The following is a 23517-nucleotide window of genomic DNA, read 5'->3' on the forward strand; positions in this document are numbered from 1 at the left end:
GTTCAAAGTTCTTCGTTGGCCCGTTGTCAGCGGGCGTGGCTAATGGAATCTTGTTATTCATGTGCATCTACACAGCCATCAAGGCGTCCGCACATGAGAAAAACGAAGGGCACGGACCCTTCGCTTCTTTAAGCGCTACGCACCGACCATGGTCGGTGATACCACCTGAGTGAGTTCGCCCGCGCGGGTTGGCGCGATGCCGGCCTCGAATTCAGGGCGGAAGTATTTGATTGCGCTGCCCAATGGCTCCACGGCGCCCGGTGCGTGAGCACAGAAGGTCTTGCCTGGGCCGAGGAAACCCACCAGACCGAGCAGGGTTTCGATATCACCCTCGCGGCCTTCGCCGTTTTCCAGGGCCATCAGCAGCTTGACGCTCCACGGCAGGCCGTCGCGGCAAGGGGTGCAGAAACCGCAGGATTCACGGGCAAAGAATTGCTCCATGTTGCGCAGCAACGAGACCATGTTCACCGTGTTGTCGACCGCCATCGCCAGGCCGGTGCCCATCCGGGTGCCCACCTTGCCGATGCCGCCGGCATACATTTGTGCATCGAGGTGCTCGGGCAGCAGGAAGCCGGTGCCCGCACCGCCTGGCTGCCAGGCTTTCAAGGTGTAGCCGTCGCGCATGCCGCCGGCGTAGTCCTCGAACAGCTCGCGCGCGGTGACGCCAAATGGCAGTTCCCACAGGCCCGGGTTCTTGACCTTGCCGGAAAAGCCCATGAGCTTGGTGCCCATGTCTTCACTGCCTTCACGGGCCAACGATTTGTACCAGTCCACGCCGTCGGCGATGATCGCCGGCACGTTGCACAGGGTCTCGACGTTGTTCACACAGGTCGGCTTGCCCCACACGCCCACGGCGGCAGGGAAGGGCGGCTTGGAGCGCGGGTTGGCGCGGCGGCCTTCGAGGGAGTTGATCAGTGCGGTTTCTTCACCGCAGATGTAACGTCCGGCGCCGGTGTGCACGAACAGCTCGAAGTCGAAGCCCGAACCCAGGATGTTCTTGCCCAGCAGGCCCGCCGCCTTGGCTTCGGCCACGGCACGGTTGAGGTGCTTGGCGGCGGTGGTGTATTCGCCACGCAGGAAGATATAACCCCGGTAGGTTTTCAGCGCGCGCGCGCTGATCAGCATGCCTTCGATCAGCAGATGGGGCAGTTGCTCCATCAGCATGCGGTCTTTCCAGGTGTTGGGCTCCATTTCATCCGCGTTGCATAGCAGGTAGCGGATGTTGATGGATTCGTCTTTGGGCATCAGGCCCCACTTCACGCCCGTGGGGAAGCCTGCACCGCCGCGGCCTTTGAGGCCGGCGTCCTTCACGGTCTGGACGATATCGTCCTGGGCCATGTCGGCGAACGCCTTGCGCGCGGCGGCGTAGCCGTTCTTGGCCTGGTATTCGTCGAGCCATACGGGCTCACCGTCGTCACGCAGGCGCCAGGTCAGCGGGTGGGTCTCGGCCGAACGCTTGATCAGGTTGGCCGGGCCGAAGGAAGTCAGGGTCATGGGTAGCCCTCGAGCAATTGGGTCACGCCAGCAGGCTGTACGTCACCGAATGTGTCGTCGTCGATCATCAACGCCGGCGCCTTGTCGCAGTTGCCCAGGCAGCACACCGGCAGCAGCGTGAAGCGGCCGTCGGCGGTGGTCTGGCCCAGGCCGATGCCCAGCTTGGCTTGGATCTCGCTGACCACGGACTCGTGGCCACCGATGTAGCAGACCATGCTGTCGCACACGCGGATGATGTGGCGGCCCACTGGCTGGCGGAAGATCTGGCTGTAGAACGTGGCCACGCCTTCAACGTCGCTGGCGGGGATGCCGAGGATCTCGCCGATGGCGTAGAGGGCGCCGTCCGGCACCCAGCCACGTTCCTTCTGGACGATCTTCAAGGCCTCGATCGACGCCGCGCGCGGGTCTTCGTAGTGATGCAGCTCGTGCTCGATGGCCGAGCGCTCGGTTTCACTCAAGGTGAAACGGTCTGTCTGGATAAGCGTGCTGTTCATGCTTAGCGGTCCACGTCGGCCATAACGAAATCGATACTACCCAGGTACGCAATCAAGTCCGCGACCATCTCGCCTTTGATCACCGAAGGGATCTGTTGCAAGTGCGGGAAGCTTGGGGTGCGAATCCGGGTGCGGTAGCTCATGGTGCCGCCATCGCTCGTCAGGTAATAACTGTTGATGCCCTTGGTCGCTTCAATCATCTGGAAGGACTCGTTGGCCGGCATCACCGGGCCCCACGAGACTTGCAGGAAGTGCGTGATCAGGGTTTCGATGTGCTGCAGCGTGCGCTCTTTGGGCGGCGGCGTGGTCAGCGGGTGATCCGCCTTGTACGGGCCGGCCGGCATGTTGCGCATGCACTGCTCGATGATCTTCAGGCTCTGGCGCATTTCTTCGACGCGCACGATGCAACGGTCGTAGGCGTCGCCATTGGCCGCCAGCGGGACTTCGAATTCGAAGTTCTCGTAGCCGGAGTACGGGCGCGCTTTACGCAGGTCGAAATCGCAGCCGGTCGAACGCAGGCCAGCACCGGTGACGCCCCATTCCAGGGCCTCTTTGGTGTTGTATTGCGCGACGCCGATGGTACGCCCCTTGAGGATGCTGTTATCCAGGGCGGCCTTCTGGTACTCGTCCAGACGCTTGGGCATCCAGTCGATGAATTCCTTGACCAGGCGCTCCCAGCCGTTCGGCAGGTCGTGGGCCACACCGCCAATGCGGTACCAGGCCGGATGCAGGCGGAAACCGGTGATGGCTTCGATGACCTTGTAGGCGCGCTGGCGGTCGGTGAAGGTGAAGAACACCGGGGTCATGGCGCCAACGTCCTGGATATAGGTACCCAGGAACAGCAGGTGGCTGGTGATACGGAAGAACTCGGCCATCATGATGCGGATGGTGTCGACGCGGTCCGGTACCTTGATGCCGGCCAGCTTCTCGACCGAGAGCACGTACGGCAGGTTGTTCATCACGCCGCCGAGGTAGTCGATACGGTCGGTGTACGGAATGAAGCTGTGCCACGACTGACGTTCGGCCATCTTCTCGGCACCACGGTGGTGGTAGCCGATGTCCGGCACGCAGTCGACGATTTCTTCGCCGTCCAGTTGCAGGATGATACGGAAGGCACCGTGAGCCGAAGGGTGGTTCGGGCCCAGGTTGAGGAACATGTAGTCCTCGTTGGTGCCGGAGCGCTTCATGCCCCAGTCTTCCGGCCGGAAGCGTGCAGCCTCTTCTTCAAGCTGCTGCTTGGCGAGGGTCAGGCTGAACGGGTCGAATTCGGTGGCGCGGGCAGGGTAGTCCTTGCGCAGCGGGTGACCTTCCCAGGTCGGCGGCATCATGATGCGCGTCAGGTGCGGGTGGCCTGGGAAATCGATACCGAACATGTCCCAGACTTCGCGCTCGTACCAGCTGGCGTTCGGCCAGATACCGGTCACGGTCGGGACGCTCAGGTCGCTCTCGCTCAGCGCGACCTTGATCATCACGTCGCTGTTACGTTCCAGCGACATCAAGTGATAGAACACGGTGAAATCGGCGCCGCTCGGCAAACCCTGGCGCTTGGTGCGCAGACGCTCGTCCACGCCATGCAGGTCATAGAGCATGACGTACGGCTTGGGCAGATTGCGCAGGAAGCTCAGGACTTCGACGAGCCTGGCACGCGCCACCCACAGCACCGGCATACCGGTGCGTGTGGCCTGGGCGGTGAAGGCATCAGGGCCAAAACGGTTATTGAGTTCGACAACCACATCCTGGTCGTCTGCCTTGTAAGGCGGGATATACAGAGCACTGCCTGTAGTCATGGTTTTTTATCGCTTTCGGTCAACGTAAAGAATGAAGCCAGGTTTTCGTTCTATAAAAAGAAGCGGGCTGGATCAGACTTCGTCGGGGCTGCGCAGGTTGGTGACTGCGATTCGCTGTTCGCGGCGCTGTTCCTTTTGGGACGGCATCTCGGCGCGGTACACGCCTTGATCACCGACGACCCAGGACAACGGGCGACGCTCCTTGCCAATCGATTCCTGCAACAGCATCAAGCCTTGCAGGAATGCTTCGGGGCGGGGCGGGCAGCCAGGCACGTAGACGTCCACGGGCAGGAACTTGTCCACCCCTTGAACGACGGAGTAGATGTCGTACATGCCACCGGAGTTGGCGCACGAACCCATGGAGATCACCCATTTCGGTTCGAGCATTTGCTCATAGAGACGCTGGATGATCGGCGCCATCTTGATAAAGCAGGTACCGGCGATAACCATGAAATCCGCCTGGCGCGGTGATGCCCGGATAACTTCGGCGCCAAAGCGCGCGATGTCGTGGGGCGCCGTGAAGGCGGTGGTCATTTCCACGTAGCAGCACGAAAGGCCGAAGTTGTACGGCCACAGGGAGTTCTTACGCCCCCAGTTGACCGCGCCACTCAGCACGTCTTCCAGCTTGCCCATGTAGATGTTCTTGTGGACTTGGTCTTCTAACGGATCGGAAACGGTTTCCCGCTCGCCGATGGGGTACTGCTCGTTAGGAGCATCCGGGTCGATCCTGGTGAGATTGTATTGCATCGCCAAAGCCTCATTGTTTCAGCTTCGCTTGCCGCTTGCGACGAGCTTCCGGAGCCCAGTCAAGGGCGCCCACTCGGAACAGGTAGACAAGACCTGCCAACAGAATTGCTATGAAAACGAGAGCTTCGACGAATCCGGTCCAGCCGCTTTCGCGGACGGACACAGACCAGGCAAAGAGAAAGAGGGCTTCGATATCGAAGATCACGAAGAGCATCGCGACCAGATAGAATTTGGCTGAGAGCCGCAAGCGGGCGCCACCTGTAGGTAGCATGCCGGACTCGAACGGTTCGTTTTTGCTGCGGCCCCAGGCTTTTGACCCGAGGAGGCTGGAGACGCCGAGCATGAAGGCGCAAAGCCCCACAACACCGAGGAGGAAAATGGCAAAGCCCCAGTTGTGGGCCATGAGTCCTGTCGCATCGGTCATGCTGGAAATCCTTAACAGAGAGCAAAGGTCTCTGAGCTCGAAAAAGTAACGATGCAGTGACGATATGTCGCACTGCAATCAATCGCGGTGATTTTATGGCTAAACACCGGGCAAGTAAAATTCCTGTGGCGAAATTATTCGGTGGAATAAGCACATAGTGCACCTTAATGGGGCTGTAGCCCTTGCAGCGCGGGCATTAGCGGGCTTTTTATCAAATGTGTTTTGTTTAAGCGGTAACGAAGTTTTCTCATTCCAAATGATAATGAATATTGTTTGCGTGGGATTTAAGCGAATGTTTCTCGTGTAGCGCGGGAAGTTGCCGTTACTTGGTTGAGTGTCGCTTAGTTGATGGAGCGGATTTTTTAACTGATTTGATCCGGGCAGATACCGCTCTGGATCAATGTTTTGCGCACAATCGTCAAATTGCATGCAATCCCCTGTGAGCGGGGGCTTGCCCCCGATTGCCGAGTGTCAGTCAGCACATCTGTTGCTTGATCCACCGCCATCGTGGGGCAAGCCCCCCTCCCACATTGGTTCGGGGTGCGTCAGTACATGGTGTGCAGGCAAAAAAACGCCCCGAACCAGTCGGGGCGTGATGGTTGTGCGGCACTGCGGTTAGGTCTTCCCTGGGGCCGCAGTGGCCGTGTACTCGGTCACTCAGTGGAACTGCTCTTCCTCGGTCGAACCGGTCAGCGCGGTCACGGACGAGGTGCCGCCCTGGATCACGGTGGTCATGTCGTCGAAGTAGCCGGTGCCCACTTCCTGCTGGTGCGCCACGAAGGTGTAACCCTTCGATGCGTCAGCAAACTCTTGCTCTTGCAGCTTCACGTAGGCGGTCATGTCGTTGCGGGCGTAGTCGTGCGCCAGGTTGAACATGCTGTGCCACATGTTGTGAATGCCGGCCAGGGTGATGAACTGGTGCTTGTAGCCCATGGCGGACAGTTCGCGCTGGAACTTGGCGATGGTCGCGTCGTCCAGGTTCTTCTTCCAGTTGAAGGAAGGCGAGCAGTTGTAGGACAGCAGTTGGTCCGGGTATTCCTTCTTGATCGCTTCGGCGAAACGGCGGGCCTCGTCCAGGTCCGGCTTGGCGGTTTCGCACCAGATCAGGTCGGCGTACGGCGCGTAGGCCAGGCCACGGGCGATCGCCTGGTCGAGACCGGCGCGCACTTTGTAGAAGCCTTCCTGGGTGCGTTCGCCGGTGACGAATGGCTGGTCGTACGGGTCGCAGTCCGATGTCAGCAGGTCAGCGGCGTTGGCATCGGTGCGCGCAAGGATGATGGTTGGCGTGCCGGCAACGTCGGCCGCCAGGCGGGCAGCGGTGAGTTTCTGTACGGCTTCCTGGGTCGGAACCAGTACTTTGCCGCCCATGTGGCCGCATTTTTTCACCGAAGCCAGCTGGTCTTCGAAGTGCACGCCGGCAGCGCCCGCCTCGATCATGCTCTTCATCAGCTCGTAGGCGTTGAGCACGCCGCCGAAACCGGCTTCGGCGTCGGCCACGATAGGGGCGAAGTAGTCGATGTAGCCTTCATCGCCCGGACCTTTGCCGGCTTTCCACTGGATCTGGTCGGCACGACGGAACGAGTTGTTGATGCGCTTGACCACGGTCGGCACGGAGTCCACCGGGTACAGCGATTGGTCGGGGTACATGGATTCAGCGGAGTTGTTGTCCGCTGCCACTTGCCAGCCGGACAGGTAAATCGCCTGGATACCGGCTTTTACCTGTTGCACTGCCTGGCCGCCAGTGAGGGCGCCCATGCAGTTGACGAAATCTTTGTCGGGGCGGAAGGACGGCTTGGCACCTTGGGTGACCAGGTTCCACAGCTTCTCGGCGCCGAGTTTTGCAAAGGTGTGCTCAGGTTGGACCGAGCCACGCAGGCGGACGACGTCAGCAGCGGAATAAGCGCGGGTCACGCCTTTCCAGCGTGGGTTTTCAGCCCAGTCTTTTTCAAGGGCTGCAATTTGCTGTTCGCGTGTCAGTGCCATGGGGAAAAACCTCGTCGCATAGGTCTAGGTGGAAAATTCCATTTGCCAGCCGCGTAATGAGTACGTGGTGATGGCTGCTCGCTGACCAGAAGCTCAGGCGGTCAAGCCGGGTTCGGCGGGGAGGGCGACGGGATGAACGATGGCTCAAGGCGGAGTTGAGCAGGTAAGGGCAAACTGCGAACGGTCTTCGGGCATCGTGGGCCTTGGTACGATCCATCAGTGTGTAGCCGGGTTACCTGGTTGGCTTCCGTCCCTCGGGACAACTTCGTTCCAGTCGCAACCTCGTCAAACACACCTTGTGGGCGGTACAGACACGAATCGGCTCAGGTGGGTAGCTTGGAGCGACGATCCGAAGGCCCTTGCCAGGGCCCCTGATTAGCGGGAGCGAGGCCATCATGCCCATGCTTTTTTGGATCGTCAATTGGTTTGTAGTGCTTTTTTTAAAGCACTACATCTTTGGTCTAATACGACTCGCCAGTCAGTTTTTGGTGCTTCAGTTCAGCGTGTCGACCTTGACCCGCACCGTCAGGTCATCGCGGCCCTGAGTAGAGTAGCTGCGGGTTGTAGCGGATTTATCAGCCTGGGTCTCACGGTTGATGCCAGCCAGGGAGATCCATTCGCCCAGGCGGCCACTGACGCTTGTGTCGGTGCTTTGCACGTTCACTACATCAGGCCGTTCCTGGCTCATGCGGTCACGGTTGGTACTGATGGCCAGGTGAACGGTCTCGCCGGTGACGCTGGCGGTCACGTAGAAACCCTGGGTGACGTTGCGATACTGGGTCTGGTTCTGCAGGCGCCCGTAACTGTCCTGCTGCGTGGTGGTCAACGGTACGCTCTGGCCGACCTGGATCAGCGCGGGCACGCCTTCGCTGGCCTGGATCTGCTGAATGCCACCCTCGCGGCTGGTGGTGCCGTAGCTGATGATACGGGTCTGGCTGTCGCCGCTGTTCTGCTGGTTGTTTTCGTTGGTGTCGACGGTGATCAGCAGGCGCTTGGCCGGTGTGTCGAGTTGAGAAAGCAGGGTGCGCAGGCCCTCTATCTTCGCAGGGTCGGCGTTAACGATAAGCTGGTTGCCGTAGGCACTGACGGTGCCATCCTTGCCGATGAAATTCTGCGCCACGGGCAGCAGGTCGGTGCTGGTGCGGTTGCTCAGGTTGACCACTTCGGTGTCGGCCACGGCCGAGACGCTGGCAGCCAGGAGGAGGGCGGTGAGCAGGGTGCGTAGGGACATGTCCGTTATCTCTGCGAGTCAAAGGCTGGATAGTGCCAGTTTGTCGGCCCGGCGGGTCGCAAGTTGAATACTAGACAGCAAAATGCCCTGGCAAGGCAGGGCATTTTGGGGGGTTGCTGAAATAGTCATCGGGGGCAAGCCCCCTCCCACATTTTGACCGAGTCAATTCCTTGGAATGCGGTCAAGTGTGGGAAGGGGCTTGCCCCCGATAGCGGCGATGCGGTCTCGGATCAGTCCCCGCGTACCATATCCACATGCGGAATCCCGACTTCCAGGAATTCGTCACTGACGATCCTGAAGCCCAGGCGCTCGTAGAACGGCGCCGCATACACCTGGGCACTGAGGAATTGACGGGTCTGGCCGCGCTTCTCGGCCACGCCGATCACCGCTTCCATCAGCTTGTCGCCGACCTTCAGCCCGCGCCAGTCCTTGAGTACCGACACGCGACCGATTTCGCCGCTGGGCAGCAGCCGAGCGGTGCCGATCGGGAAATCACCTTCGAACGCCAGAAAGTGCATCGCACCGGCGTCGTCCGCGTCCCATTCCAGCTCGGGTGGAACCGATTGTTCAGCGATGAATACCGCTTCACGAATGCGCCGAATCTCGTCGATATCCTTTCGCCAGTCCGCGACACTTACGTGAATCCTATTCATCCGCAAACCCCAGGCTGCCTTGCTTGACCAATTCGCACAGCAGGTCGCGGCCGTCTTCGTCCGCTAGCCAATCGCCGAGGTTCTCGCTGTGCAGGGCGTCTGCCGAACACACCAGTTTCAACAGTTCGCGCAGTTTGCCCGGCAGGTAACGGCTCTGGCCGCTGGCGAACAGCAACACGTCGTCGTCCACTTCCGACCAGGCCAGGCGTGCACTCGGGTTGCGCACCAGGATTGCGCCGTCTTGCAGGCTGCTGATGAAGTCGTCCTCGCCCAGCTCTTCGCCTGCCACCAGCTCCGGGTAGCGCGGTTCGGTCATGAACTGGCCGAACCAGGTCAGCAGCATGCGCTCGTCGCTCATGTGCTCGGCCAGCAGGCTCTTGAGGCGATCCAGCGCATCGCTCTGAATCTGATGCGGGTCGCTGACCGGCTGGGCGTCGGCATCGGTGTAGCGCTCTTCGTCGGTCAGGTACTGGCTGAGGAAGTCGGTGAAGTGGGTCAGCACCTCGGCGGCGCTCGGTGCGCGGAAGCCTACCGAGTAGGTCATGCAGTCGTCTTCGGCAATGCCGAAGTGCGCCAGGCGCGGCGGCAGGTACAGCATGTCGCCCGGTTCGAGCACCCATTCGGCGCTTTCTTCGAATTCGGCGAGGATGCGCAAGTCGGCGTGCTGCAGCAGCGCACTTTCAGAGTTGCACATCTGGCCGATTTTCCAATTGCGCTTGCCCTGGGCTTGCAGCAGGAACACATCGTAGTTGTCGAAGTGCGGACCGACGCTGCCACCCGGCGCGGCGAAGCTGATCATCACATCATCAATGCGCCAGCTTGGCAGGAAGCGGAAGTGCTCGAGCAGCTCGGCGACTTCCGGCACGAACTGATCCACCGCCTGTACCAGCAGGGTCCATTCACGCTCGGGCAGGGTGCTGAAGGCGTCTTCGGCGAACGGGCCGCGCCGCAGTTCCCACGGACGTTCGCCGTGTTCGATCACCAGGCGCGACTCGACTTCTTCTTCCAGGGCCAGGCCTGCCAGTTCGTCGGCGTCGATCGGGCTTTCGAAGTCGGGGATGGCCTGGCGGATCAGCAGCGGTTTCTTCTGCCAGTAGTCGCGCAGGAATTCCCGTGCCGTGATGCCGCCCAGAAGTTGAAGAGGGATATCAGGATTCATGTGTAACCTATTGAAAAAAAGCACTTTTAAGCCAGGAATAAAAACGCCCGGCGCGGCCGGGCGTCTCAAAGGGTCGTGCGATGATCAGATGCGCTTGGCTTGCTCTACAGCGTTACCGATGTAGTTGGCCGGGGTGAGCAGTTTCAACTCGGCCTTGGCGGCGGCTGGCATGTCCAGGCCGTCGATGAAAGTTTGCAGCGCATCGGAGGTGATGCCCTTGCCGCGCGTCAACTCTTTGAGCTTCTCGTAAGGGTTTTCGATGTTGTAGCGGCGCATCACGGTCTGGATCGGCTCAGCCAGGACTTCCCAGCAGGCATCCAGGTCGGCGGCGATTTTCTGCTCGTTGAGCTCCAGCTTGCTGATGCCCTTGAGGCTGGCTTCGTACGCGATCACGCTATGGGCAAAACCCACGCCGAGGTTGCGCAGCACGGTGGAGTCGGTCAGGTCGCGCTGCCAGCGCGAGATCGGCAACTTGCTGGCCAGGTGCTGGAACAGGGCGTTGGCGATGCCGAGGTTGCCTTCGGAGTTTTCGAAGTCGATCGGGTTGACCTTGTGCGGCATGGTCGAGGAGCCGATTTCACCGGCAATGGTGCGCTGCTTGAAGTAGCCCAGGGAGATGTAGCCCCAGATATCGCGATCGAAGTCGATCAGGATCGTGTTGAAGCGTGCGATCGCGTCGAACAGCTCGGCAATGTAGTCGTGCGGTTCGATCTGCGTGGTGTACGGGTTGAAGCCCAGGCCCAGCTCGTCTTCGATGAAGGCGCGGGCGTTGGCTTCCCAGTCGATCTCGGGGTAGGCCGACAGGTGGGCGTTGTAGTTGCCCACGGCGCCGTTGATCTTGCCCAGCAGCGGCACGGCGGCGACTTGAGCGATCTGGCGCTCCAGGCGGTACACCACGTTGGCCAGTTCTTTGCCCAGGGTGGTCGGCGATGCCGGTTGGCCGTGGGTGCGCGAGAGCATCGGTACGGCGGCGAAGCGGATGGCCAGTTCGCGGATCGCTTCGGCGGTCTGGCGCATCAGTGGCAGCATCACGTCATCACGGCCTTCGCGCAGCATCAGGGCGTGGGACAGGTTGTTGATGTCCTCGCTGGTGCAGGCAAAGTGGATGAATTCGCTGACCTGGGCCAGTTCCGGCAGCTTGGCCGCTTGCTCTTTGAGCAGGTATTCGATGGCCTTGACGTCGTGGTTGGTGGTGCGCTCGATCTCTTTCACACGCTCGGCGTGCTCCAGGGAGAAGTTTTCCGCCAAGGTGTTCAAGACAGCGTTGGCCTCGGCGGAAAACGCCGGCACTTCGCTGATGGCGGGGTGAGCGGCCAGGCGCTGGAGCCAGCGCACTTCAACCATGACACGAGCACGGATCAAACCGTATTCGCTGAAAATAGGGCGCAGGGCCTGGGTTTTGCCGGCGTAGCGGCCGTCAACAGGGGAAACCGCAGTGAGCGAAGAAAGCTGCATGGGGTGTTCTCGGACAGTCGGGCAACGAAATGGGGCGCGTATCATACATGAAAAAATCCGCCGGTCCGTCGCCAACTGACCGGCGTATTACGCGTAACAACTTGAAAAAGGTCTGCTGGTGCGACTTATTCGTTGCGCATCAACGGGTAAAGCTCTTTGAGCAATTTGCGTCGGCTGATCACCAACTGCCAGCGATGACCGCCCAACTGGCGCCACAATCGTGCCGAACGAATCCCCGCCAGGAGCAGGGCGCGGATTTTCGAGGCGTTGTTCGGTTGCTGCAGGTTGCGCATGTCGCCGTGCACCTGGATGCGCTGGCGCAAGGTGCTCAAGGTGTCCTGGTACAGCGCGCCACAGGCGGCGATCACGTTTTCGTGGGCCGGGCCAAAATGTTCAACCTGGGATTGGATCTGCGGCAGACGCTTGCCGATGGTTTCGAGCAGGTCGTCGCGCTTGGCCAGCTGACGCTCCAGGCCCAGCATCGACAGGGCATAGCGCAAGGGTTCGCGCTGCAAGGTGCTGGGGTCGCGTTCCAGGGCGCCGATCAAGGCCCGGTAGCCTTCACGCAAGGCCAGGTCGTCGCCGCCGTAGACTTCCAGGGTGTCCTTGGGGTCGCGGATCAACAGGCTGCCGAGCATGCAGGCCAAGCCCGCTTCGGTGACCTGGCCGGTCTTGGCGATCTTGTCCACCAGCACGGCGGCCAGAAATACCCCGCCCAGCGCAGTCAATTGCTCCTGGGTCGGGCTCATGCCGGGTTGCTCCAGGCTTGCGCAACTTCGATCACGCCACCGCCCAGGCAGATTTCGCCGTCATAGAACACCACGGATTGGCCTGGGGTGACCGCGCGTTGCGGGTCATCGAAGGTGGCCCGGTAACCCGTGGCGGTTTTTTCCAGGGTGCACGGCTGGTCGCTCTGGCGATAGCGCACTTTGGCGGTCAGGCGGCGAGGGGCGCTCAAGTCGATCGGGTTGACCCAATAGATCTCCGAGGCAAGCAGCGCGCCAGAGAACAGCAGCGGGTGTTCGTTGCCCTGGCCGACGATCAGCACGTTGTTTTCCAGGTCCTTGACCAGCACGTACCACGGCTCTTCACCGGCGTCTTTCAAGCCGCCAATGCCCAGGCCCTGGCGCTGGCCGATGGTGTGGTACATCAGGCCGTGGTGTCGGCCGATCACTTCGCCATCAGTGGTCTTGATCTCACCCGGTTGGGCCGGCAGGTACTGCTTGAGGAAGTCGCTGAAGCGGCGCTCGCCGATAAAGCAGATGCCGGTAGAGTCCTTCTTCTTGGCGGTGGCCAGGCCGTGTTTCTCGGCGATCCTGCGCACTTCGGGCTTTTCCAGCTCACCGACCGGGAACAGGGTCTTGGCGATCTGTTCACCGCCGACGGCGTGCAGGAAGTAGCTCTGGTCCTTGTTCGGGTCCAGGCCCTTGAGCAGTTCGGTACGGCCATCGCTATCGCGGCGGCGTACGTAGTGGCCAGTGGCAATCAGGTCGCCGCCAAGCATCATGGCGTAGTCGAGGAACGCCTTGAACTTGATCTCGCGGTTGCACAGGATGTCCGGATTCGGCGTGCGGCCGGCCTTGTATTCGGCCAGGAAGTGCTCGAACACATTGTCCCAGTACTCGGCGGCGAAGTTGGCGGTGTGCAGCTTGATACCGATCTTGTCGCACACGGCCTGGGCGTCCGCCAGGTCGTCCATGGCGGTGCAATATTCCGTTCCATCGTCTTCTTCCCAGTTCTTCATGAACAGGCCTTCCACCTCATAACCCTGCTCCATGAGCAGAACGGCGGAAACGGAAGAATCCACGCCGCCGGACATGCCGACGATGACGCGCTTCTTTTGTGTGTCAGAAGGGGCTGGATCACGCATAGGGTTTCAACGGGTGTCTTGAAAAAGGACGCGATTCTAGCAGGCCTGGGCCCGCAAGGCTAAAGAGAAGGGCGGATCAATTCCAGGCTGTGACGCTGGCCGGCCAGATAATCATCGATACAGCGGATGATCAGCTCGCTGCGCCAGTCGTCGCGCAGGTCCATCAGTTCGTCCCGGGTCAGCCAGCGGGCACGGAGGATGCCTTCGTCGAGTTGATAGTCCGGGTGGTGTTTCAACGCCTTGGCTATAAAGCAGACCCGTTGATAGGTCACGCCATTGCTCGGTGCGGTGTAGAGGTAGATGCCGACGATGCCGGTGGCTTCGACGTCCCAACCGGTTTCTTCGAGGGTTTCGCGCACGGCGGCTTCGGTCAGGGTTTCGTTCGGGTCCAGATGCCCGGCGGGCTGATTGAGTACGGCACGGCCACCCTTGAGTTCTTCGACCATCAGGAAGCGGCCGTTGTCTTCGACGAGGGTGGCGACGGTGATGTGGGGGAGCCAGGTCATGGGATGCCTCGGTTCAGGGCGCAGTGCGGTCTTGCAGCGCGAATACAGTCAATGTGGGAGGGGGCTTGCCCCCGGTGAGGGCGTGTCAGTGCATACATCCGGGGCTCACCCACTGCTATCGGGGGCAAGCCCCGTCCCACATTTGATCCGGTTTCTTCAGTTGAACAGTGGAAATAGAAACCCCGGCACTCGGCCGGGGCTTCCCTGCATCGTTACAACCTTACTTCAACTTGGCAATCGCCGCATTGAGGGTGTTGCTTGGACGCATGGCCTGGCTGGTCAGCTCAGGGTTCGGCGCGTAGTAGCCGCCGATGTCCACTGGCTTGCCCTGTACGGCGTTGAGCTCGGCAACGATGGTTGCTTCGTTCGCGGCCAGGGTCTGGGCCAGTTCGCCGAACTGCGCTTGCAGGGCAGTGTCTTCGGTCTGGGCGGCCAGGGCCTGTGCCCAATACAGCGCCAGGTAGAAGTGGCTGCCGCGGTTGTCGATGTTGCCGACTTTGCGCGATGGCGACTTGTTGTTGTCGAGGAACTGGCCGGTGGCCTGGTCCAGGGTCTTGGACAGCACCAGGGCCTTGGGGTTGTTGTAGGTCACGCCCAGATGCTCAAGGGACGCGGCCAGCGCCAGGAACTCGCCCAGGGAATCCCAGCGCAGGAAGTTTTCTTCCAGCAGCTGCTGCACGTGCTTGGGCGCCGAACCGCCGGCGCCGGTTTCGAACAGGCCGCCGCCGTTCATCAGCGGCACGATCGAGAGCATTTTGGCGCTGGTGCCCAGTTCCATGATCGGGAACAGGTCGGTCAGGTAGTCGCGCAGTACGTTGCCGGTCACCGAGATGGTGTCCAGGCCCTTGCGGGTGCGCTCCAGGGTGAACTTCATCGCGTCGACCGGGGCCATGATGCGGATGTCCAGGCCTTCGGTGTTGTGGTCTTTCAGGTAAGCCTGAACTTTCTCGACCACTACGCCATCGTGGGCACGCTTGGGGTCCAGCCAGAAGATGGCCGGGGTGTTGCTGGCGCGGGCACGGTTGACGGCGAGCTTGACCCAGTCCTGGATCGGCGCGTCTTTGGTCTGGCACATGCGGAAGATGTCACCGGCTTCGACGTTCTGTTCCATCAGCAGGTTGCCCTGGCTGTCGGTGACGCGGACCACGCCGTCAGCCTTGATCTGGAAGGTCTTGTCGTGAGAACCGTACTCTTCGGCTTTCTTCGCCATCAGGCCGACGTTCGGCACGCTGCCCATGGTGGTTGGGTCGAAGGCGCCATTGGCCTTGCAGTCTTCGATGACCGCCTGGTAGATGGTGGCGTAGCAGCGATCCGGGATCACCGCCTTGGTGTCGTGCAACTGGCCGTCGGTGCCCCACATCTTGCCGGAGTCACGGATCATGGCCGGCATCGAGGCGTCGACGATGACGTCGCTCGGCACGTGCAGGTTGGTGATGCCTTTGTCGGAGTTGACCATCGCCAGGGCAGGGCGAGCGGCGTAGACCGCCTGGATGTCAGCTTCGATCTGCGCTTGCTGGTCAGCCGGCAGCGCCTTGATGCGCGCATACAGGTCGCCGATGCCGTTGTTCAGGTTGAAGCCGATCTGCTCGAGCACGGTGGCGTGCTTGGCGAGGGCGTCTTTATAGAACTCGGCAACGATCTGGCCGAACATGATCGGGTCGGAGACCTTCATCATGGTGGCTTTCAGGTGAACCGACAGCAGCACGCCTTGTTTCTTGGCGTCTTCGATTTCAGCGGCGATGAAGCTGCGCAGGGCTTTTTTGCTCAGTACGGCGGTGTCGATGATTTCGCCAGCCTGTACCGAGGTCTTTTCTTTCAGAACGGTCGCGGTGCCGTCTTGAGCGATCAGCTCGATCTTCACGGCATCAGCCGCTTCGATCTGTACGGCTTTTTCGCTGCCGTAGAAGTCGCCGTTGCTCATGTGAGCGATGTGCGACTTGGAGTCTGCAGCCCAGGCGCCCATTTTGTGCGGGTGCTTGCGTGCGTAGTTCTTGACCGACAGCGGTGCGCGGCGGTCGGAGTTGCCTTCGCGCAGTACCGGGTTCACGGCGCTGCCCTTGACCTTGTCGTAACGTGCACGGGTTTCTTTTTCCGCGTCGGTGGTTACGGTTTCCGGGTAGTCCGGCAGGGCGTAGCCCTGGGCCTGCAGTTCCTTGATCGCGGCTTGCAGCTGCGGAGTCGAGGCGCTGATGTTAGGCAGCTTGATGATGTTGGCTTCAGGCGTAACGGCCAGGTCGCCCAGTTCGGCGAGGTGGTCCGGGATAGCCTTGGCGCCCAGTTGCTCGGGGAAGCTTGCGAGGATGCGCGCGGCGAGGGAGATGTCGCGGGTTTCCACGGCAATATCAGCGGAAGCGGTGAAGGCCTCTACGATAGGCAGCAGTGAATAGGTGGCGAGGGCAGGAGCTTCGTCGGTGAAGGTGTAGATGATCTTCGAGCGGGTGGGCATATTCGGATTAACTCTCTTCTTTGCTGAAAGCGTGCGCAGAAACTCGAGATGCGCCGGGTGGAGCGCGTTCGTTCAAAGTCATCCATGAGCGAAATGTCGAGTGTTCTTCGCGGTGATGTTGGGTTGCATCAGTCGAGCGTCAAGCGTTTGGACTATTGTAATAGTCCTGCTTTCTGGCTGAAGGCTACTGTCTAGAGCGGTCAACCGTCGTGACTCTTGGGTCAGCGGCGGCATTATACATAGGTCGCTATGCTTACGCTGAGCCTTCATACAAAAGGTGTGTCGTCCATTGGTCTAAAGGTCGCAGGCGGGCCGGGTGCGACCAACGTCGCATGTTGTGCTCAAGATTGGCGGTTTTCCCTTTGGTTTCAGGCTTGTAGGCGACAAATTATGCTGTTTTCGACGCAAGTGACCATGGCGTGAGGTTTCGGTCGCCATATATCTGGAGTAGGCTCGAACGCAGCCAGATGTTCAATCCATAGATGGAGTTCAGCATGGGATACAAGAAGATTCAGGTTCCGGCAGTCGGCGACAAAATCACCGTCAATGCAGACCATTCTCTCAATGTTCCTGACCAACCGATCATCCCGTATATCGAAGGTGACGGTATCGGCGTCGACATCAGTCCGGTGATGATCAAGGTGGTCGACGCTGCTGTTGAAAAGGCCTACGGCGGCAAGCGCAAGATCTCGTGGATGGAGGTGTATGCCGGCGAGAAGGCGACTCAAGTCTACGACCAGGACACCTGGCTGCCTCAGGAGACCCTGGACGCGGTCAAGGATTACGTGGTGTCCATCAAGGGCCCGCTGACCACCCCGGTCGGCGGCGGCATCCGTTCCCTGAACGTGGCGCTGCGCCAGCAACTCGACCTGTATGTGTGCCTGCGCCCGGTGCGCTGGTTCGAAGGCGTACCCAGCCCGGTCAAGAAGCCCGGGGACGTGGACATGACCATCTTTCGCGAAAACTCCGAGGACATTTACGCCGGCATCGAGTGGAAGGCCGGTTCGCCCGAGGCGATCAAGGTGATCAAGTTCCTCAAGGAGGAAATGGGGGTTACCAAGATCCGTTTCGACCAGGATTGCGGGATTGGCGTCAAGCCGGTGTCGAAGGAGGGCACCAAGCGCCTGGCGCGCAAGGCCCTGCAATATGTGGTGGATAATGACCGCGACTCGCTGACCATCGTGCACAAAGGCAACATCATGAAGTTCACCGAGGGTGCCTTCAAGGAGTGGGCCTATGAAGTGGCAGCCGAGGAATTCGGCGCGACCCTGCTTGATGGCGGGCCGTGGATGCAGTTCAAGAACCCCAGGACTGGCAAGAATGTGGTGGTCAAGGACGCCATTGCCGACGCGATGCTCCAGCAGATCCTGCTGCGCCCGGCTGAATATGATGTGATTGCGACGCTCAACCTCAACGGCGACTACTTGTCCGACGCCCTCGCGGCGGAAGTGGGCGGCATCGGTATCGCGCCGGGTGCCAACCTGTCGGACACCGTGGCCATGTTCGAAGCCACCCACGGCACGGCACCGAAGTACGCGGGCAAGGATCAAGTCAACCCGGGTTCATTGATTCTGTCGGCAGAAATGATGCTGCGACACATGGGCTGGGTCGAAGCGGCAGATCTGATCATCAAGGGCACCAATGGCGCCATCTCGGCCAAGACCGTGACGTATGACTTCGAGCGGCTGATGGAGGGGGCGACATTGGTGTCGTCGTCGGGCTTTGGTGACGCGTTGATTTCACATATGTAAAACCGCTGCATGAAAAACCGGCCATCCGATAAGTGGGGTGGCCGGTCTTTTCGCCCTGCGCAGGATCAGGCTGTTTCTTTCCTTTCGTTGTGAGCGGCCAGTGCCAAAGGCGTGTCGGTCGCAAGGTTCGTAGGCACAGAAACGCCTTCGGCTTGTTTTCCTTTTGGTCCTTCGACAATTTTTTCGAACTGCACGAGCTGGCCCGCTTTCAGCGTTTTATACCCTTCCATTTCTATTTGTGAGTAATGCACGAAAATGTCCTCTTCGTAGCCCTCCACTCGAAGAAACCCAAACCCCTTGGCGTTGTTGAACCAATTGACCTTACCGCTAGCCATTCCCTTATCCCTCTGCACCAGACTCCATCACTGGAGTATCATCCCGTCTATCCGTCCTAACCCGAATAAATAAGGTTGACTGCGCGGACCTTTTTTACCCACTGTGGGCTCTATTTGTTGTAACACCGATTTGCCGATAGTCAAGGCGACCAAAGGGTCGGAGTTGAAAATCTGACAGGTCGCCCCCACCACTGTATTTGAACCACTGACGAACCTTTCTTTCCATGCATGCAAATAGCCAGATTCGACTAACATTCAATCAGGATCGCCCGGATCAGGAACATGACGACGACGGTTCTGCAGGCATTGCTGTTCAGGAGGCCAAGCCTGCTTTACAGGCGCCGCCGATGTACAAGGTGGTTTTGTTCAATGATGACTACACACCGATGGATTTCGTGGTCGAAGTGCTCGAGGTGTTTTTTAACCTGAACCGCGAGTTGGCGACCAAGGTAATGCTGGCCGTTCACACAGAAGGACGGGCAGTATGTGGAGTGTTTACCCGCGACATCGCCGAGACAAAGGCCATGCAGGTCAACCAGTACGCCAGGGAAAGCCAGCATCCGCTACTCTGTGAAATCGAGAAGGACGGTTAACGCCGACCACTTGGGTATGAGGTGAAGCTATGTTAAACCGCGAGCTCGAAGTCACCCTCAATCTTGCCTTCAAGGAGGCTCGTTCGAAGCGTCATGAATTCATGACCGTCGAACACCTGCTGCTGGCACTTTTGGATAACGAAGCTGCCGCCACCGTTCTACGTGCGTGCGGCGCCAACCTCGACAAACTCAAGCATGACCTGCAGGAGTTTATCGACTCCACCACGCCACTGATCCCCGTGCATGACGAGGACCGTGAGACCCAGCCAACCCTGGGCTTCCAGCGGGTATTGCAGCGTGCTGTGTTCCACGTACAGAGCTCCGGTAAGCGTGAGGTCACGGGCGCCAATGTGCTGGTGGCGATTTTCAGCGAACAGGAAAGTCAGGCCGTGTTTCTGCTCAAGCAGCAGAGCGTTGCCCGTATCGATGTCGTCAACTACATCGCCCACGGTATCTCCAAGGTGCCTGGGCACGGCGATCATTCCGAGGGTGAGCAGGATATGCAGGACGACGAGGGCGGTGAGTCTTCTTCTTCAAGCAACCCGCTGGATGCCTATGCCAGCAACCTCAACGAGCTGGCGCGCCAGGGGCGGATCGATCCGCTGGTGGGGCGTGAGCTTGAGGTTGAGCGTGTAGCGCAGATCCTCGCGCGTCGTCGCAAGAACAACCCGCTGCTGGTCGGTGAAGCGGGCGTGGGTAAAACCGCGATTGCCGAGGGCCTGGCCAAGCGTATCGTCGACAACCAGGTGCCGGATCTGCTGGCCAACAGTGTCGTCTACTCCCTGGACCTGGGCGCGTTGCTCGCCGGGACCAAGTACCGTGGCGATTTCGAGAAGCGCTTCAAGGCGCTGCTCGGCGAACTGAAAAAACGCCCGCAGGCAATCCTGTTCATCGACGAGATCCACACCATTATTGGTGCGGGGGCTGCGTCGGGCGGGGTGATGGATGCGTCCAACCTGCTCAAGCCGTTGCTGTCGTCGGGTGATATCCGCTGCATTGGCTCGACCACGTTCCAGGAATTTCGCGGGATTTTCGAAAAAGACCGTGCCCTGGCGCGCCGCTTCCAGAAAGTCGATGTGTCCGAGCCTTCGGTTGAGGACACCATCGGTATTCTGCGTGGGCTCAAGGGGCGTTTCGAAGCGCACCATGGCATCGAGTACACTGATGAGGCGTTGCGTTCAGCTGCTGAGCTGGCGGCGCGCTACATCAACGACCGGCATATGCCGGACAAGGCGATCGATGTGATCGACGAGGCGGGTGCCTACCAGCGCCTGCAGCCGGTCGAGAAGCGCGTGAAACGCATCGACGTGCCCCAGGTCGAGGACATCGTGGCGAAAATCGCGCGGATTCCGCCAAAACACGTCAACAGTTCCGACAAGGAGCTGCTGCGTAACCTGGAGCGTGACCTTAAATTGACCGTCTTCGGACAGGATGCGGCGATCGACGCGCTGTCCACCGCGATCAAGCTGTCGCGTGCGGGCCTCAAGTCGCCGGACAAGCCAGTGGGTTCGTTCCTGTTCGCCGGGCCGACCGGTGTCGGCAAAACCGAGGCGGCGCGCCAGCTGGCCAAGGCCATGGGAATCGAACTGGTACGCTTCGACATGTCCGAATATATGGAGCGTCACACTGTGTCGCGCCTGATCGGTGCCCCTCCGGGCTATGTCGGCTTCGACCAGGGCGGCCTGTTGACCGAGGCCATTACCAAGCAGCCGCATTGCGTGTTGCTGCTCGATGAAATCGAAAAGGCTCACCCGGAAGTCTTCAACCTGCTGCTGCAGGTCATGGACCACGGCACCTTGACCGACAACAACGGGCGCAAGGCGGATTTTCGCAACGTAATCGTGATCATGACCACCAACGCCGGTGCCGAGACCGCTGCGCGGGCCTCGATTGGCTTTACGCATCAGGATCATTCCTCGGATGCGATGGAAGTGATCAAGAAAAGCTTCACGCCGGAGTTCCGCAACCGCCTGGACACCATTATCCAGTTTGGTCGCCTCAGCCATGAGGTCATCAAGAGCGTGGTGGACAAGTTCCTCACCGAGCTTCAGGCGCAGTTGGAAGACAAGCGCGTGCAGCTGGAGGTGTCGGAAGCGGCGCGCAGCTGGATTGCGGAAGGCGGCTACGACGCGGCAATGGGCGCACGCCCGATGGCGCGTCTGATCCAGGACAAGATCAAGCGGCCGCTGGCCGAAGAGATCCTGTTCGGCGAGCTTTCCGACCATGGTGGCGTGGTGCATATCGATCTGAAGGACGGCGAGCTGACCTTCGAGTTCGAAACCACGGCGGAAATGGCCTGATCGATAGCTACGGGCGCCAATGTGGGAGGGGGCTTGCCCCCGATAGCAGTGTTTCAGTCGCTACATGAGTGACTGATCTACCGCTATCGGGGGCAAGCCCCCTCCCACATTGGTTTTGGGTGTCAGGTAAATAACACACCCACACAAAAACGCCCGGCATAACCGGGCGTCTTGTATTGACTTGCTTAGCGAGCGCGGTAAGTGATGCGCCCTTTGCTCAAGTCATAGGGCGTCAGCTCGACGCGCACTTTGTCACCGGTAAGAATACGAATGTAGTTCTTGCGCATCTTGCCGGAGATATGCGCGGTTACGACGTGCCCATTTTCCAACTCCACACGAAACATGGTGTTGGGCAGGGTGTCGACGACAGTGCCTTCCATTTCGAAGCTGTCTTCTTTCGACATGCAGTAAAGCCCTCGGTATCCAGTGAATGGCCCGGTGCAACTGCGCCAGGCAAAAGCGGCGTGCATTGTGCCCGAAAAAGGGTGTTCAAGCCAAGGGGTTCTAGTTAAGCGTTACCCATCTTTGATTAATCAGTAGCTCAATGGGCCGATATTGGGTCTTGTAATTCATCTTTTTACAGTTTTTGATCCAGTAACCGAGGTACACCGCCTCCAGTTCCAGGCGCAGCGCTTCACCTATTTGCCAGAGAATTGCAAAGCGCCCCAGGCTGCGGCGTTCTTCGGCGGGTTCATAGAAGGTGTACACCGCCGACAAGCCATTGGGCAGCAGGTCGGTCACCGCCACCGCCAGCAACCGTCCGTCGAGGCGAAATTCGTAGAAGCGCGAAAAAGGCAGGTCACGTACCAGGAACGTGGAAAATTGGTCACGGCTGGGCGGGAACATATCGCCGTCGGCATGACGTTGTTCGATGTAGCGTTGATAGAGATCGAAATATTCTTCGCTGTACTGCGGCTTGACCGCGTTTACCGTCAGGTCCGCATTGCGCTTGAGAATGCGTTTCTGGTTGCGATCCGGTAAAAATTGCGCCACCGGAATGCGCGCCGGGACACAGGCATTGCAGTGTTGGCAATGAGGTCGGTACAGATGATCGCCGCTGCGTCGAAAGCCCATCTCGGACAGGTCGGCGTACACGTGCACATCCATCGGCTGGCTGGGGTCGAGGAACAGCGTGGTGGCCTGCTCGTCGGGCAGATAGCTGCAAGAGTGGGCTTGAGTGGCATAAAACTTCAAGCGTGCCAGCTCGGTCATGATCAACCCTCGGGATAAGCTTTGAAATAAGTGTAAGCCAGGTAGGCGGATGTCGCCTAAGAAACCCACGGCCCAGCGTTGGGCTGGTCCAGATAATCGCGCAGGTACCCGGCGAACTCGTTGCGCGGTATGCCGCGTGCGCCCAGGCTGTGCAGATGATCATTGGGCATCTGGCAGTCAATCAGCACAAAACCCCAGGCCTGCAATTGCCGGGTCAGCGTGGCGAAGCCGAATTTCGAGGCGTTATCGGCGCGGCTGAACATGGATTCGCCAAAAAACAATTGGCCCATCGCCAGGCCGTACAGGCCGCCGACCAATTCGCCCTGGTCCCAGACCTCCACGGAGTGCGCGTAACCACGCTGATGCAGCTCCAGGTAGGCGCTCTGGATGCTTTCGGTGATCCATGTGCCGTCCGCATATGCCCGAGGCGCTGCGCAGGCCTGGATGACCGCGGCGAAATCCTGGTCGAACGTCACGCTATAGCGCTGTTGGCGCAATAATTTGCCAAGGCTGCGCGAGACGTGCAGCTCGTCGGGGAATATCACCGTGCGTGGGTCGGGTGACCACCAGAGAATCGGCTGGCCTTCGGAGAACCATGGGAAGCAGCCGTGGCGATAGGCCTGGATCAATCGTTCGGCCGACAGGTCGCCGCCGGCGGCAAGCAGGCCGTTGGGTTCGCGCATGGCCTTGGCCAGTGGCGGGAATGTCAGGGTGTCGCGTTGTAACCAGGTCAGCATGGTATCCAGGCTTACGGAAGGGGAGGGGAGTGGCAGGTTGGGCGCCTGCCCCGGGACCTGATTATTGTCGACACGGCGCCTCGGGGCCAGCGCAAATGGCTGCTCGGGCTGGTTTAGCGTGAAAGGGTGTTTCTGCAACTCTGCGCATAAGGTGCGGTCGTAATCGGGTCTGGCCAATGCACGCCATTTGCCAAGCTTGCCTGGATTGGTAAATACAGCGCATAAGCCTTTGTCAGCAAAGACAATGCATGCTCAAATTGAACAGGCTGCAACGCGTGCAGGGCTCTGGCTGCCGGGTGATGGGCAAGTGCGTGGCATCACGCACGCAAACCCGTACAAT

21 protein-coding genes are annotated in these 23517 nt (G+C 59.9%); 3 read left to right on the forward strand and 18 right to left on the reverse strand.

What is annotated here, in order from left to right; genetic code table 11:
• Window positions 1–135 precede the first annotated feature (135 nt).
• From nuoF to CIB54_RS14360, 14 genes are all read right to left on the reverse strand, one after another.
• A complete protein-coding gene (nuoF, locus tag CIB54_RS14295; protein WP_057024316.1) occupies window positions 136–1494 on the reverse strand; it encodes an NADH-quinone oxidoreductase subunit NuoF in 1359 nt (452 codons plus the stop codon).
• A complete protein-coding gene (gene nuoE / locus CIB54_RS14300) occupies window positions 1491–1988 on the reverse strand; it encodes an NADH-quinone oxidoreductase subunit NuoE (RefSeq protein WP_003232080.1) in 498 nt (165 codons plus the stop codon). The genes nuoF and nuoE overlap by 4 nt, the downstream gene beginning before the upstream one ends.
• 2 nt (window positions 1989–1990) lie before the next feature.
• Window positions 1991–3775, reverse strand: a complete 1785-nt coding sequence (nuoC, locus tag CIB54_RS14305; RefSeq protein ID WP_101220121.1) for an NADH-quinone oxidoreductase subunit C/D — start codon at window positions 3773–3775, stop codon at window positions 1991–1993.
• Window positions 3776–3847: 72 nt separating this feature from the next.
• Window positions 3848–4522 carry a NuoB/complex I 20 kDa subunit family protein gene (locus CIB54_RS14310; protein WP_003174719.1) on the reverse strand — a complete coding sequence of 225 codons (675 nt, stop codon included), beginning with the start codon at window positions 4520–4522 and terminating at the stop codon, window positions 3848–3850.
• 10 nt (window positions 4523–4532) lie between these two features.
• A complete protein-coding gene (locus CIB54_RS14315; protein WP_003192109.1) occupies window positions 4533–4946 on the reverse strand; it encodes an NADH-quinone oxidoreductase subunit A in 414 nt (137 codons plus the stop codon).
• A 657-nt stretch (window positions 4947–5603) separates the two neighbouring features.
• Complete coding sequence (gene aceA / locus CIB54_RS14320; protein WP_010458877.1) at window positions 5604–6929, reverse strand: isocitrate lyase; 1326 nt, start codon at window positions 6927–6929, stop codon at window positions 5604–5606.
• 493 nt (window positions 6930–7422) lie between these two features.
• Window positions 7423–8160, reverse strand: a complete 738-nt coding sequence (locus tag CIB54_RS14325) for a secretin N-terminal domain-containing protein (protein ID WP_065953136.1) — start codon at window positions 8158–8160, stop codon at window positions 7423–7425.
• Between the two features lie 230 nt (window positions 8161–8390).
• Entirely contained in the window at window positions 8391–8813 is a 423-nt protein-coding gene (locus tag CIB54_RS14330) for a GNAT family N-acetyltransferase (RefSeq protein ID WP_065953137.1), read from the reverse strand.
• Entirely contained in the window at window positions 8806–9972 is a 1167-nt protein-coding gene (locus CIB54_RS14335) for a ribosomal protein uL16 3-hydroxylase (protein ID WP_065953138.1), read from the reverse strand. Before CIB54_RS14335 ends, CIB54_RS14330 begins: the two co-directional genes overlap by 8 nt.
• Window positions 9973–10056: 84 nt before the next feature.
• On the reverse strand, window positions 10057–11427 hold the full coding sequence (purB, locus tag CIB54_RS14340; protein WP_101220122.1) for an adenylosuccinate lyase: 1371 nt from the start codon (window positions 11425–11427) through the stop codon (window positions 10057–10059).
• 125 nt (window positions 11428–11552) lie between these two features.
• Window positions 11553–12176, reverse strand: coding sequence for a high frequency lysogenization protein HflD (gene hflD, locus CIB54_RS14345; protein ID WP_065953139.1), 624 nt, complete (start codon window positions 12174–12176; stop codon window positions 11553–11555).
• Window positions 12173–13297: a tRNA 2-thiouridine(34) synthase MnmA gene (gene mnmA, locus CIB54_RS14350; RefSeq protein ID WP_065953140.1), complete on the reverse strand. Its 1125-nt coding sequence runs from the start codon at window positions 13295–13297 to the stop codon at window positions 12173–12175. The genes hflD and mnmA overlap by 4 nt, the downstream gene beginning before the upstream one ends.
• Before the next feature lie 59 nt (window positions 13298–13356).
• Window positions 13357–13803: an NUDIX hydrolase gene (locus tag CIB54_RS14355; protein ID WP_101220123.1), complete on the reverse strand. Its 447-nt coding sequence runs from the start codon at window positions 13801–13803 to the stop codon at window positions 13357–13359.
• A gap of 220 nt (window positions 13804–14023) precedes the next feature.
• Entirely contained in the window at window positions 14024–16249 is a 2226-nt protein-coding gene (locus tag CIB54_RS14360) for an NADP-dependent isocitrate dehydrogenase (protein ID WP_101220124.1), read from the reverse strand.
• A 494-nt stretch (window positions 16250–16743) separates the two neighbouring features.
• Here CIB54_RS14360 and icd point away from each other — a divergent pair, with 494 nt between their 5' ends.
• Window positions 16744–18000 (forward strand): NADP-dependent isocitrate dehydrogenase, encoded by a 1257-nt coding sequence (gene icd / locus CIB54_RS14365; protein WP_065885048.1) that lies wholly within the window; start codon window positions 16744–16746, stop codon window positions 17998–18000.
• Between the two features lie 65 nt (window positions 18001–18065).
• Here the strand turns inward: icd and CIB54_RS14370 are convergent, their stop codons facing one another.
• The gene (locus CIB54_RS14370; RefSeq protein WP_065953212.1) at window positions 18066–18335 is read right to left on the reverse strand and encodes a cold shock domain-containing protein; all 270 of its coding nucleotides are present in this window, start codon (window positions 18333–18335) and stop codon (window positions 18066–18068) included.
• A gap of 224 nt (window positions 18336–18559) precedes the next feature.
• Here CIB54_RS14370 and clpS point away from each other — a divergent pair, with 224 nt between their 5' ends.
• Together clpS and clpA are read left to right on the forward strand one after the other, a co-directional pair.
• Window positions 18560–18928 (forward strand): ATP-dependent Clp protease adapter ClpS, encoded by a 369-nt coding sequence (gene clpS / locus CIB54_RS14375; RefSeq protein WP_005789091.1) that lies wholly within the window; start codon window positions 18560–18562, stop codon window positions 18926–18928.
• Between the two features lie 29 nt (window positions 18929–18957).
• Window positions 18958–21228 (forward strand): ATP-dependent Clp protease ATP-binding subunit ClpA, encoded by a 2271-nt coding sequence (gene clpA / locus CIB54_RS14380; RefSeq protein ID WP_101220125.1) that lies wholly within the window; start codon window positions 18958–18960, stop codon window positions 21226–21228.
• A 185-nt stretch (window positions 21229–21413) separates the two neighbouring features.
• Here the strand turns inward: clpA and infA are convergent, their stop codons facing one another.
• The 3 genes from infA to aat all read right to left on the reverse strand — a co-directional run bounded on the left by infA (window position 21414) and on the right by aat (window position 23177).
• Window positions 21414–21632, reverse strand: a complete 219-nt coding sequence (gene infA / locus CIB54_RS14385; protein ID WP_002553999.1) for a translation initiation factor IF-1 — start codon at window positions 21630–21632, stop codon at window positions 21414–21416.
• Window positions 21633–21732: 100 nt separating this feature from the next.
• Window positions 21733–22440, reverse strand: coding sequence for an arginyltransferase (locus CIB54_RS14390; protein ID WP_101220126.1), 708 nt, complete (start codon window positions 22438–22440; stop codon window positions 21733–21735).
• Between the two features lie 56 nt (window positions 22441–22496).
• Window positions 22497–23177 carry a leucyl/phenylalanyl-tRNA--protein transferase gene (gene aat, locus CIB54_RS14395; RefSeq protein WP_101220127.1) on the reverse strand — a complete coding sequence of 227 codons (681 nt, stop codon included), beginning with the start codon at window positions 23175–23177 and terminating at the stop codon, window positions 22497–22499.
• Window positions 23178–23517 lie beyond the last annotated feature (340 nt).

The sequence above is a fragment of the Pseudomonas fluorescens genome (assembly GCF_002837185.1).
Taxonomy (GTDB): domain Bacteria; phylum Pseudomonadota; class Gammaproteobacteria; order Pseudomonadales; family Pseudomonadaceae; genus Aquipseudomonas; species Aquipseudomonas fluorescens_AM.

Bases quoted from the DNA above. Each gene is read 5' to 3' on its own strand.
- nuoF (WP_057024316.1), bottom strand. From the start codon at position 1,494: ATGACCCTGACTTCCTTCGGCCCGGCCAACCTGATCAAGCGTTCGGCC.
- nuoE (WP_003232080.1), bottom strand. From the start codon at position 1,988: ATGAACAGCACGCTTATCCAGACAGACCGTTTCACCTTGAGTGAAACC.
- nuoC (WP_101220121.1), bottom strand. From the start codon at position 3,775: ATGACTACAGGCAGTGCTCTGTATATCCCGCCTTACAAGGCAGACGAC.
- CIB54_RS14310 (WP_003174719.1), bottom strand. From the start codon at position 4,522: ATGCAATACAATCTCACCAGGATCGACCCGGATGCTCCTAACGAGCAG.
- CIB54_RS14315 (WP_003192109.1), bottom strand. From the start codon at position 4,946: ATGACCGATGCGACAGGACTCATGGCCCACAACTGGGGCTTTGCCATT.
- aceA (WP_010458877.1), bottom strand. From the start codon at position 6,929: ATGGCACTGACACGCGAACAGCAAATTGCAGCCCTTGAAAAAGACTGG.
- CIB54_RS14325 (WP_065953136.1), bottom strand. From the start codon at position 8,160: ATGTCCCTACGCACCCTGCTCACCGCCCTCCTCCTGGCTGCCAGCGTC.
- CIB54_RS14330 (WP_065953137.1), bottom strand. From the start codon at position 8,813: ATGAATAGGATTCACGTAAGTGTCGCGGACTGGCGAAAGGATATCGAC.
- CIB54_RS14335 (WP_065953138.1), bottom strand. From the start codon at position 9,972: ATGAATCCTGATATCCCTCTTCAACTTCTGGGCGGCATCACGGCACGG.
- purB (WP_101220122.1), bottom strand. From the start codon at position 11,427: ATGCAGCTTTCTTCGCTCACTGCGGTTTCCCCTGTTGACGGCCGCTAC.
- hflD (WP_065953139.1), bottom strand. From the start codon at position 12,176: ATGAGCCCGACCCAGGAGCAATTGACTGCGCTGGGCGGGGTATTTCTG.
- mnmA (WP_065953140.1), bottom strand. From the start codon at position 13,297: ATGCGTGATCCAGCCCCTTCTGACACACAAAAGAAGCGCGTCATCGTC.
- CIB54_RS14355 (WP_101220123.1), bottom strand. From the start codon at position 13,803: ATGACCTGGCTCCCCCACATCACCGTCGCCACCCTCGTCGAAGACAAC.
- CIB54_RS14360 (WP_101220124.1), bottom strand. From the start codon at position 16,249: ATGCCCACCCGCTCGAAGATCATCTACACCTTCACCGACGAAGCTCCT.
- icd (WP_065885048.1), top strand. From the start codon at position 16,744: ATGGGATACAAGAAGATTCAGGTTCCGGCAGTCGGCGACAAAATCACC.
- CIB54_RS14370 (WP_065953212.1), bottom strand. From the start codon at position 18,335: ATGGCTAGCGGTAAGGTCAATTGGTTCAACAACGCCAAGGGGTTTGGG.
- clpS (WP_005789091.1), top strand. From the start codon at position 18,560: ATGCATGCAAATAGCCAGATTCGACTAACATTCAATCAGGATCGCCCG.
- clpA (WP_101220125.1), top strand. From the start codon at position 18,958: ATGTTAAACCGCGAGCTCGAAGTCACCCTCAATCTTGCCTTCAAGGAG.
- infA (WP_002553999.1), bottom strand. From the start codon at position 21,632: ATGTCGAAAGAAGACAGCTTCGAAATGGAAGGCACTGTCGTCGACACC.
- CIB54_RS14390 (WP_101220126.1), bottom strand. From the start codon at position 22,440: ATGACCGAGCTGGCACGCTTGAAGTTTTATGCCACTCAAGCCCACTCT.
- aat (WP_101220127.1), bottom strand. From the start codon at position 23,177: ATGCTGACCTGGTTACAACGCGACACCCTGACATTCCCGCCACTGGCC.